General features: G+C 56.4%; 10 protein-coding genes and 3 pseudogenes. 7 read left to right on the plus strand and 6 right to left on the minus strand.

Annotated elements, in window-relative coordinates; translation table 11 throughout:
* Positions 1–555 precede the first annotated feature (555 nt).
* Positions 556–858 carry a hypothetical protein gene (locus tag F3J08_RS16260; RefSeq protein WP_166931710.1) on the plus strand — a complete coding sequence of 101 codons (303 nt, stop codon included), beginning with the start codon at positions 556–558 and terminating at the stop codon, positions 856–858.
* On the opposite strand, the gene F3J08_RS16265 is transcribed toward F3J08_RS16260, so the two are convergent.
* The gene (locus F3J08_RS16265; RefSeq protein WP_205207111.1) at positions 847–1275 is read right to left on the minus strand and encodes a hypothetical protein; all 429 of its coding nucleotides are present in this window, start codon (positions 1273–1275) and stop codon (positions 847–849) included. The two genes, F3J08_RS16260 and F3J08_RS16265, sit on opposite strands and share 12 nt — an antisense overlap.
* 402 nt (positions 1276–1677) lie before the next feature.
* Here F3J08_RS16265 and F3J08_RS17605 point away from each other — a divergent pair, with 402 nt between their 5' ends.
* The 3 genes and pseudogenes from F3J08_RS17605 to F3J08_RS16280 all read left to right on the plus strand — a co-directional run.
* Positions 1678–1962 (plus strand): DUF3892 domain-containing protein, encoded by a 285-nt coding sequence (locus tag F3J08_RS17605; RefSeq protein WP_166931713.1) that lies wholly within the window; start codon positions 1678–1680, stop codon positions 1960–1962.
* A 147-nt stretch (positions 1963–2109) separates the two neighbouring features.
* Entirely contained in the window at positions 2110–2934 is an 825-nt protein-coding gene (locus F3J08_RS16275) for an IS5 family transposase (RefSeq protein WP_166931715.1), read from the plus strand.
* 432 nt (positions 2935–3366) lie between these two features.
* Positions 3367–4026, plus strand: a pseudogene (locus F3J08_RS16280) (integrase core domain-containing protein); the annotation flags it as partial.
* Positions 4027–4034: 8 nt separating this feature from the next.
* On the opposite strand, the gene F3J08_RS16285 reads toward F3J08_RS16280, so the two are convergent.
* Both F3J08_RS16285 and F3J08_RS16290 read right to left on the minus strand, forming a co-directional pair.
* Complete coding sequence (locus F3J08_RS16285) at positions 4035–4898, minus strand: DMT family transporter (protein ID WP_205207113.1); 864 nt, start codon at positions 4896–4898, stop codon at positions 4035–4037.
* Entirely contained in the window at positions 4895–5776 is an 882-nt protein-coding gene (locus F3J08_RS16290; protein WP_166931718.1) for a MurR/RpiR family transcriptional regulator, read from the minus strand. The genes F3J08_RS16285 and F3J08_RS16290 overlap by 4 nt, the downstream gene beginning before the upstream one ends.
* A 99-nt stretch (positions 5777–5875) precedes the next feature.
* Here F3J08_RS16290 and F3J08_RS16295 point away from each other — a divergent pair, with 99 nt between their 5' ends.
* Positions 5876–6772 (plus strand): oxidoreductase, encoded by an 897-nt coding sequence (locus F3J08_RS16295; RefSeq protein WP_166931720.1) that lies wholly within the window; start codon positions 5876–5878, stop codon positions 6770–6772.
* A 637-nt stretch (positions 6773–7409) separates the two neighbouring features.
* Positions 7410–7634: a DDE-type integrase/transposase/recombinase gene (locus tag F3J08_RS17610; RefSeq protein WP_370458761.1), complete on the plus strand. Its 225-nt coding sequence runs from the start codon at positions 7410–7412 to the stop codon at positions 7632–7634.
* A 39-nt stretch (positions 7635–7673) separates the two neighbouring features.
* Here F3J08_RS17610 and F3J08_RS17615 read toward each other — a convergent pair whose 3' ends face one another.
* Both F3J08_RS17615 and F3J08_RS16305 read right to left on the minus strand, forming a co-directional pair.
* Positions 7674–7838 carry a hypothetical protein gene (locus F3J08_RS17615; RefSeq protein WP_370458760.1) on the minus strand — a complete coding sequence of 55 codons (165 nt, stop codon included), beginning with the start codon at positions 7836–7838 and terminating at the stop codon, positions 7674–7676.
* 178 nt (positions 7839–8016) lie between these two features.
* A complete protein-coding gene (locus tag F3J08_RS16305; RefSeq protein ID WP_166931723.1) occupies positions 8017–8919 on the minus strand; it encodes a replication protein RepA in 903 nt (300 codons plus the stop codon).
* Positions 8920–9573: 654 nt separating this feature from the next.
* Between F3J08_RS16305 and F3J08_RS17035 the strand changes: the two are divergent.
* Positions 9574–9815: pseudogene (locus F3J08_RS17035) on the plus strand (transposase); the annotation flags it as partial.
* On the opposite strand, the pseudogene F3J08_RS16315 reads toward F3J08_RS17035, so the two are convergent.
* Positions 9815–9940: pseudogene (locus F3J08_RS16315) on the minus strand (IS481 family transposase); the annotation flags it as partial. The pseudogenes F3J08_RS17035 and F3J08_RS16315 overlap by 1 nt on opposite strands.

Below are 9940 nucleotides of genomic sequence, written 5' to 3' on the forward strand. Positions count from 1 at the left end.
AAGCGGAAATACAGCCACACCGCATGAGCGATCAGCTCACTCGGAAAACGGTGTCGTTTGTAGCTCACGCATAACGCTCTCATCACCCGCGCCTAACACGCCAAAGTTAACGTGACAGCACCCTTTCCAAATATCAAGGACTTACGAGGGAAATGTAAAGCAAAACTCGGCGCTTTCCCTTTGTACTGACCCGCCAGATCGTGCGATTCTGCGAGGGCTGCGGCGGCGTGGATGGACACGCGTCAGGTTAGGCGAGGAACCCTTGAGCGAAAGTCGGTCATAGACCGGTCGAGTAACCTAAAAGACGCAAGCCGGTACAAGCCCGGCACGCAGCAATCATCGTGGTGGTGATAGGCAGGGGCAGCTTTCGAGCCGCCCTTTGCTTTTCTATGGCGCGACTCGCACCTATGGTGATAACCGTTTTGTTGGCGTCCCGCGCTACGGGTGGCCCTTCAGCGTTATCTACGGCGTTGCAACTGAAGGGTCGCCCGACCTTGGTATGAGGGGTATCTTTGACTCCCTGTCGTGACCGAGCGGTATTTTGAGTTTCCATAATTGGAGGACGACTCGATGCTAGGCACAACCGAAGAGAAGATCGCTGAAGCGATCATCAGGTATCTCGGTACAACTGAAAATGGTTCTGCGACCATCCGCCAGATCAGAGAAAATCTGCCGAAATTCGTCGAGCTCAACGCCTACGACGTGCGGCCATCCAAAACACGGGATGGCGAAAAGATGTGGGAGCAGATTGTGCGCAATGTGGTCTGTCACCGCAATGTGTCAGAGAATACTGTTCATGACGGCATGCTGGTCTATATTCGGCGCGGCCGCCTTACGCTTCCCGATCTAGACGAGTGAGCGCCGCTTGTATTTCGGCTCGGACCATCTGAGCTCGGTCCCGCCGCTGTGCGACTTGTCCCATACAAACCAGACATAGGCAGTCGTGCCGCTCCCTTTCTGAACCGCACCCTTTGGATAGAAGGTAACGCGCTCGCTGAAAACCCAAACGCGGGATGGGGGATGTACCGAGAAGATCGTTCGTTGTCGGTTGCCGACCTCTAGGAAGGCCAGGTGCATAAGGAGGGCGAGCTTCCGGTTGGCAGAGGCTAGGCCTGCTCTGACAAACCCTTCTGCTGCATTGGAGGGCGGGTTCATAATGATGTTGTCGGCGGTGCGACTGGTGTTCAAGAAATCCACCCCGGCCTCGCCGTAACCCCGATCATACAGATCTGAGCCGTGGACGGCATTTCCCGCCTGCTCCAGAACTGTTGCCATGGCGCCATTCCCGCAAGCACTCTCCCAGATATCGCCTTCGAATGCCTCATTATCTATGAGCGCTTCTATGGCCCAGGCTGGTGTAGGAAAAAATCAGCGCCGTTTAGATCAGCAAAACGCTTGGTTGTAGGCTTGTAGCTGCTATTAAGATTGTAGGTCGCATCCATCAATGATCTCCGCCCCAGGCCAAGTGCGGCCAAGTGCGTTTCGTTCACCTGCCCATCGCAGAAAGAACGTGATACTTAGCTCCTAGACACGAAAAAGGGCGGGATTCGGCCCCCGCCTTTGATCAACCACCGAACACCAGAACTGCCGGGTGGCAATGCCAATTGTCCAGCACGCGGGCTTCTGCCTGTACAATCGGTTTTGGTCAACGCAGTTTGATCTTCAGAGAGCGAAGTCATGCCCGATCAGATAGCACAAATCCGATGCATCAATAAGCGGCAGCACCCCAACCCGCACGAACGCATTATCAGTGTTGGAGGTCATTCAGGGGGAAGATCGTGGAAGATTTCAGAGAGCGAAGCGATACTTCAGATCGAGCGTCGGGAATGGGGCTTCTTCGTTAGCGTTGGCGGCCATCCGGTAGCCGTTGTCGTGGCTACCCATAACGGGAGGAAGTATCTTAAGACGGCAGCGGATGGTTATGAGCCGAACAATCTTTTGAGCCTCCCTGAGTGCCTTTGATCATTGCATAGGGCGATTTGAAACCAGCGGGTTCTTGCGACCAGACAAGGGCCTGCTGGGCGGCATGCAGTTCAAGTTTCACCATCTCATCCTTCTCATCGATAAGAGCCTGTTTGGAAAGTCGTTGAAGTGTGATTCAAGCTCTGGATGTGGACGCCAGAGCAGAGGGCCCGAATGGCCGGGATTGCCCGAAAGACGAAACGCTATCCGTCTGACATGACGGATGAGGAATGGGACCGGATCGCGCCGCTGATGCCCGCACCGGGGCGCATGGGTCGTCCACGGGAGGTCGAATTCCGCGAGGTGATCAACGCGGTGCGTTATCTGGTCCGCTCGGGCTGCGGCTGGCGCATGCTGCCGATCCATTTCGGTCACTGGCGTACGGTCTACGGCTGGTTCAGGGAACTGGCTCGACGTTTTCTGTTTCAGACCATCCACGACGTCGAACTAATGCTCGATCGGGAGCGGTCAGGTCGCGAGACGAGCCCGACCGCCGGGGTGATCGACAGCCAGAGCATCAAGGCACCGCATGCGCAAACAAGAGGTTATGAAGCCGGCAAGAAGGTCGTCGGGCGCAAGCGGCATATTGCCGTGGATACAGACGGACGTCTGCTGATGGTCAATCTGACCCCGGCCGACATCTCCGACAGCGCGGGCGCGCAGATGATCCTGGATGCGATCCGCAAGCGCTGGCCTTGGGTAAAGAACCTGTTCGCCGACGGGGCTTACGACCGGCTCCAATTGATGGACAAGGCGGCTTATCTGGACTTCGTCGTCGAAGTCATCCGACGCCGGGACGGAGCGAAGGGCTTCGAAATTCTGCCCCGTCGATGGGTCGTGGAACGGACCTTTGGCCGGATGACCCGCTGGCGACGTCTCGTGCGTGACTATGAGCGTCGTATCGACATCTCACAGGCCATGATCCTCGTCGCCATGGGCGCCAATCTCACACGCAGAAATGCCCATCCGTGAGTTTCCAAACAGGCTCTTAGTCACAGGCAGCATCGGCAGATCAGACATCGGGTTCTCCTTCCGATGACCGTCGAATCACATCATCTCAGTCTCGTAAAGGGTCCTGAGCCTAGTGGTGCATGCGCCTGCGCTGTACAAGATATCATGCTAAGTTTCCGCAACCCTATTCTTCGCGAAGCCTTTATTTGTCTCGCCTGTTTGTTGGCAGGCGCATTAGGCTCCGTTAGCCTCGGGCAGGATCGGTTCTCCGACCTTAGAAATTACCATCTGTATAATCCGTAGCGTTTTCTGAACGGGCGCGAAACGCGTGATATCTTGCCCGCAGATTTGCAGACATTTTTCAATTCATTGCCCGATCTGCCGCTCTACCTTCTTGGGACCGGACCGCTTGCTCCCTATCCGTGCGTGTTTGCAGCGATGCAGGGCCTATGGTCCGGAATACCCGAGACAGAAGGTGACAAGCCAAAGCGCTCAAAGTTCAAGCGCTATCCGATCGGCTACTTCCATATCGATCTGGCCGAGGTTCGAACCGAGGCTGGGCGCCTTTACCTGTTCGTCGCGATCGACAGGACATCGAAATTCGCGTTTGTCGAACTGCATGAAAAGGCGACGCGGCGGGTGGCGGGCGACTTCCTGCGCACGTTGGCGGCTTCTGTGCCGTATCGGATCCACACGGTGCTGACGGATAACGGCACGCATTTCACCGATCCGTCCGGTGACAGCTGGACACCAGACGACATCAAGGCGATGCGTGCCGAAAAAGTCCTGTTCCGCTGCCATTCCTTTGAACTGGCCTGTGCCGATCTAGATATCGAGCACCGCCTGACCAAACCACGTCACCCATGGACGAACGGTCAGGTCGAGCGGATGAATCGGACGATCAAGGAGGCGACCGTCAAACGTTTCTATTACGAGACGCACGACCAGCTCCGGCAGCATCTCGCAGACTTCGTCGCCGCCTATAATTTCGCACGTCGACTGAAGACGCTCCGGGGCCTCACGCCATACGAATTCGTTTGCCAGCAATGGCAGCACGAGCCATCAAGATTCACGCAAAACCCGCACCATCAAAACCCGGGACCAAACATCTAGTAAAGGTATCACAGACTGACTGCCACGATCCCGATTAGTACGACGACAGCCCCCGCGATCCGACGCGCGAGATGGCCCTCGTGAAAGAGCATGCATGCGAGAAGAGAGCCTATAACGATAGATGATTCACGCAGAGGTGCAACGAGCGCCACTGGCACCGTTTGCATGGCGCTGAGTATGAGGATATAGGCCAGAGGGGAAAGCACGGCGACAATAAGAACCGGCATGGCGTTTGTGCGGATAGCAGTCGGAATCCGATGCCGCCGACGCAGTGCGCTTGGCGTTAGCAATATGGCCTGTAGCAGCAGCGTGCCGGTGTAATAACTTATTGGTGCGAGATGCAGCGAATTTACTGAATAACTGTCCCAGAGAGTGTAGCCAGCAATGGTCGCGCCGGTCGCAGCGCCCCATAATACACCCAGAAGCGGGTGGTGACTTGCGCGCTTAAACGGATTCCCTGTGACAACGAGGATTCCTGCTATGATCAGGAAAGCGCCAAGCATTGCGACTGCAGTAAGGTGTTCTCCCATTAGGAGAACCGCGAAGAGCATCGTCAGCAATGGTCCCGTGCCGCGTGCTATCGGATAGACTACGCCTAGCTCTGCACGGTCATATCCGACCTGCAAGATCAGGGAGTATGCGATATGGAGCACCGCCGAGACGGCCGCGCCCAAGGCGAGCCGCCAGTGGAGCACCTGTTGCCCCGTGATCACAAGCGCGACGCAGATTGGCACACACAACAGTGCTGAGGTGCCGGTATAGGTCCAGACGAACAGCAGGGTATCGCCCCGCTTGTATTTCGAAGCCAGGTTCCACATCGCATGGGCGACCGCCGCGACAAGGATTATTGCAACGGTACTCGGCTGCATCATGCAAGATCGGGCAGGTCGATGCCCGCTCGCTCCGCTCTTCTACTACGCTCCGGATCGCGTAAGGCAAGTGCTGCGGCCAGTGCATCGATGACGACGAGTTGGGCCAGTCGGCTACCGGCGGCGGCCATCTGTGCCGGCAGTGGTGCGCCACCGACGACCAGTGCGATGTCTGCAAGGGCCGCCAATGGTGTGCCATACTGATTGGTCAGCGCGATGAGCGATGCTCCGGCGGCAGAAGCTGCATCGGCGACAGCGAGCGTCGTTGGCGTGCGACCCGTCGAACTGACAGCTATGACGACGTCGTCCGGGCCAAGCAGGCGCGTGGCAATCATCGCCGACAAATAATCCGGGATGCCGATGGTCGTCACGCCAAGTGCGCGCAGGCGGAACACCGCGTCGGCGGCAACCGTCGCTGACGGACCCGCGCCAAAGGCGATCACCTGGCGGGCACCCTGGATAAAGGCCACTGCCTTGTCGAGCGCAGTGGTGTCTACGGCTCCACCGAGCGCAGTCAGAGCGTCGGTGCCCGCACGAATGGATGTTTCGAGCACGGCGGCGGTCGTCGCATCCGAAGTGAGCGATTCAGAAGGTGCGAAGAATTCGGCAGTGCCACGAGCGCGAGCGATCTCAATCTTGAGTTCCGTGAAGCCGCCGAACCCGATTGCACGCGCGGCGCGGATGACGCTTGGTGCTGAGACGCCAGCTCGAGCGGCTACCTGCGCAGTCGTGCTGGTGCCGACGAACAAGGGGTCAGTGAGCAGGAGTGCGACCACCTTTTCCTCGCTGGCAGCGAGACCACCACTTCGTGCCTGAATGCTGCCGAGCCATTGGCCCAGCCGCCCCGCAGAATCCGAAATTTTATTACATCCATCGATCATGATGTGTAATATATTACAAAGCACGCCTCGAGCGCACAAGCTCCATGTGCGCAAATGTATTGCGTATGAGCCGAAGGTGTCGCCAGGGAGGTCGTTTTCATGAATACGGATAGGAATACCGCTGTGGCTGTCATAGGCCCCGGGGCTATCGGCACCGTAATCGCGGCGGCGCTGTACGAAGCTGGCCACACTCCGGTGTTATGTGGCCGCACTCTGCGAGAGCATCTGACACTTCAGGACAACGATGGCCTCATCACCGTTCCCGGTCCGGTAAGGACTGATCCCAGGCAAATTGATTGGGACGCTGACCTTGTCTTCCTCGCGGTCAAGGACACGCAAACCGAGGCGGCGGCGGAATGGCTGTCAGTATTGTGTCGCCCGCGGACCATCGTGTGTGTCCTGCAAAACGGGGTGGAACAGGTGGAGCGCGTTGGGCCACACTGTCCGCATGCGCAGGTCATACCTGCCGTTGTGTGGTTTCCTGTTCAGGCACAATCCGATGGCTTGGTACGCTTGCGTGGGGATGTGCGTCTTACCCTGCCAGACATGTCAGCTTCACACCTCGTTGTCGAGGCGTTGCAGGGCACCCGCTGTTCCGTAGACCTGTCCGGGGATTTCCTCTCCCAGTCCTGGCGCAAGCTGCTGCAGAACGCGGCGGCCGGCCTAATGGCTCTTACGCAGCGGCGCTCAGGCATGTTCAGCCGGTCGGACATCGCCAGACTTACGCTCGCTTATCTGCGGGAATGTCTGGCCGTGGCTCACGCCGAGGGCGCTGAACTTGGTGACGAGGTGCCTCAGGCGATCCTCGACAAGTTTCAGGCATCTCCTTCTGACATGAGCACTTCCATTCTTACGGACCGTGAAGCGGGTCGGCCCCTTGAATGGGATATCCGCAACGGTGTCATCCTGCGTCAAGGTCGCGCCCACGGCATTCCGACGCCGATTAGCGACGTCATTGTGCCACTCCTTGCGGCCGCAAGCGATGGTCCAGGCTAATTCCGCGGCTGAAAGATCGAAGAATTATTGTTGAAATCCCAGCCACCCGATTTTGAGGGCTGCGCATGATGACGAACGGGCCCGCGTTATGACTTTAGCTTTGCGTGTTTTGGGATGAGTAAGTCCGCCTGTTTTTTTGGCGGCAGAGATATGAGTATTTCTCCAGCGAGTTTTAGTCCAATCAGCAGACTCACTGAAGAGCCACACACTCGTCTTGATGCCCGGCTTCCGTGTTTTTTATCCAAGAGCGGACCACCCGCTTGCCCCCCCATTCCGGACAAGGAGTTCCGGTGTGGGTTTTGTCAGGTTGACGAGGGTGCGCTGATTTTGTGAATTCTTCCCGGAGCGAAGGGAGTGATCGATGTCGTTGTATAAAGGCTTCCGTTATCCTGGTGAGGTGATCACCCACGCGGTGTAGCTGTATCATGGCTTTTCGCTCTCGCTGCGCGATGTCGAGACGATCCTTGCGACGCGGGAGATCGAGGTCGCCTATGAGAGCATCCGGGCCTGGAACGACCGCTTCGGGCTGGTCTATGTGAAAAGCCCCAAGCGCAAGAGAGCGAGGCCCGGCGACAAATGACATCTCGACGAGGTCTTCGTGCGGAGCAAGGGAGTGATCCATTATTTCTGGCGTACCGTGGATCAGGAGGGCAACACGCTGGACGTTCTCCTTCAGTGGCGCCGTAGCAAGAAAGCGGCGGTGCGCTTCTTTCGTAAGCTGCTCAAGAGGCTCCACTACGTTCCACGCGTTATGGTTACCGATAAATGCCCCAGCTATGGCGCCGCAAGGAAAGAACTGCTGAGAAGCGTCGAACACCGGCAAAGCCGATACCTGAACAATCGGGTCGAGATGTCGCATTAGCCAACCCGGCAGAGGGAACGACGGATGCGCCGGTTTCGCTCACCACGCCAGGCCCAGTGCTTTCTCGCCCGCCACGTTTTCATCCATGGCCGTTTCCAGCTTCGCCGTCATCGCCTCTCCGCCGCCGATTACCGGATCGCCAGAGCCGCCGCTTTCACCGATTGGCAGGCTATCGCCCAGATTGCGTCCGCAGCTTGAAACCAATGTCCTCGGTCCGGGCCTTGTCCAACTCTACATCCCTAACCTGACAAAACCATTACAGTGAAAGATGAATGGCAACAGATATCCTGGCGAGAAAGCTATCTCGCCAGATCGACAGTTTATGCCGTAGAGATCTAACCCGAGCAGGCAGTCGCGCGTTTAAGGCGCCAGGTATTGTAGACTACGAAATCTTCGCGATAGGCGGTTTAGAAGGCCGGAGCGTCACCCCAAGATCCGAAATGGATAGTTTGGCTTCAGGATATACGGCCGTTGCCAACTCTAACGCCTCGATGAAACCCGAACGGAAGTCCCGCAGACGAGCATATCCGGTCCCGAATTGAGTGTGGAGGGATATCCAGGAAATATTGACGTCGCCTTTTAAAGCGTGAAGCCGATACGAGAGCCAGATATAAATATCTATGACCAAGCTCCGCGGGCCAATTGCACGCAGAGCTGTCTCGTTTAAAGGTAGAGGACGTTCCGAAAGTGCGTTATAAAACTCTTCATTCAACAAAACCCGATCCTGCCAAAGAGACGGCTGATCACTTAACACGTCAGACATCGTGATTGATCCCTCAACGAAACCACCCTTGCGCATAACTTCCTTACTACTGTCACCGGAAAAGAAAGTTAGATTGCAGGCTGAAATTCGGCTCGCCTGCTCGTTCACAGCTTTATAGGTCTTACCACCAATTGAGAGCCCCATACTTCCAAGCCAGACCCTCATTGAGCGCCCTAATTCTATCTCGCGACTTTTCTTTCGAATGGCTTCGCTTTGCAAGAAAAGCAAGATGAACCGAGCATATGAGCCATATGGGACGCCGAAATTTCCCCCATCCCGATTAACACCACCCTGGATTAGTAGGGTAAGATTGTGACCCTCCTTGCGCCAGACACTGTCTTTGACCGGCTTATGAGGTAAGCACGTTAGAGCGAACCCCGAGAAGGTAAATCCAAGCTTGTCGCGCTCTTCACTGATAACCTGGAAAGCGGCTTCGACGAGAGCCCGCTCATGCTTCGTCGAGGCTAGCGCACGCGCAGCGTCAATGCCTTGCTCAACAATCAGTTTGTGCACGCTTACCATGTCACCATCATCTCAGAACCGTTTGACAAAATCAATTTGGACTTTGGTCGCGGTACTATTAGAAAAATTATTAGATATCTATTAGATTAGGCGACCAGAGTCCAAGGGATAACCCGAGTCGGAGCGACCAGGGTCCAAATTATAGGCGACCAAAGTCCAGTGGGTATTTGTGTATATGTGGATAAGCGGTGTCCGTCCGGGATATGGGCTGGGAGCAGGCTGGCGCGACCAAAGTCCACACTCTAGAGGCGTTTTGCAGATTGCTTCGTAGGAACGCTACTCTCAAATGGGACCCTGCCGCTCTGAATGGCTGATATGTGGACTCTGGTCGCGGGTGTGCCTTCGACCTTATTGCGTTGCATGTCCCACGTTCGAAGCTCTTTGCGGGAAGAGTCTCACCATGCGTGAATGCAATCGCTTTCTACGGTCAGTCGCGCCGGGGCGTTTGGTATGCCCACGCCACACCTTATTTTGATAGGCATGACGTCGCAGAGCGCGACCAAGGTCCACATTTTGGTCGCGCGTGGACTTTGGTCGCGCCAGCCCTAGGCTCATGACCTGATAATTCATTGAATTGAACGGTGTTCCGTGTTTTACAGACTTACCGATGGAGGTAAGTCTGTGAGTGGCGTGTTTTTGCGGTTTGAGAGGCAGATGGAGCGGATTGAGCCATTTTTCCCTCTGGCGCACGGAGTGCCACACGTGGTGACCGGCGCGTTCTGCGCGGGATCGTTTATGTGATCCGCAACGGCGTTCAGTGGAAGGATGCCCCGAAAGCGTATGGTCAGCACAAGACTTTGTATAATCGCTTCATCCGGTGGCGCCGCCTGGGTGTCTTCCACCGGATTTTCTTCGTGCTGAAAGAGCAGGCTGATCGTTCGAAACGCCTGATGATCTAGATGTTTGGTCCCGGGTTTTGATGGTGCGGGTTTTGCGTGAATCTTGATGGCTCGTGCTGCCATTGCTGGCAAACGAATTCGTATGGCGTGAGGCCCCGGAGCGTCTTCAGTCGACGTGCGAA

Origin of the sequence: Asaia sp. As-1742 (assembly GCF_011753235.1) — a bacterium.
In the GTDB taxonomy this organism is placed as follows: Bacteria; Pseudomonadota; Alphaproteobacteria; order Acetobacterales; family Acetobacteraceae; genus Asaia; species Asaia bogorensis_B.

Excerpts from the sequence above, each read along its gene's own strand:
- F3J08_RS16265 (WP_205207111.1), bottom strand. The coding sequence starts at position 1,275 with ATGGCAACAGTTCTGGAGCAGGCGGGAAATGCCGTCCACGGCTCAGAT.
- F3J08_RS17605 (WP_166931713.1), top strand. The coding sequence starts at position 1,678 with ATGCCCGATCAGATAGCACAAATCCGATGCATCAATAAGCGGCAGCAC.
- F3J08_RS16275 (WP_166931715.1), top strand. The coding sequence starts at position 2,110 with ATGTGGACGCCAGAGCAGAGGGCCCGAATGGCCGGGATTGCCCGAAAG.
- F3J08_RS16285 (WP_205207113.1), bottom strand. The coding sequence starts at position 4,898 with ATGATGCAGCCGAGTACCGTTGCAATAATCCTTGTCGCGGCGGTCGCC.
- F3J08_RS16290 (WP_166931718.1), bottom strand. The coding sequence starts at position 5,776 with ATGATCGATGGATGTAATAAAATTTCGGATTCTGCGGGGCGGCTGGGC.
- F3J08_RS16295 (WP_166931720.1), top strand. The coding sequence starts at position 5,876 with ATGAATACGGATAGGAATACCGCTGTGGCTGTCATAGGCCCCGGGGCT.
- F3J08_RS16305 (WP_166931723.1), bottom strand. The coding sequence starts at position 8,919 with ATGGTAAGCGTGCACAAACTGATTGTTGAGCAAGGCATTGACGCTGCG.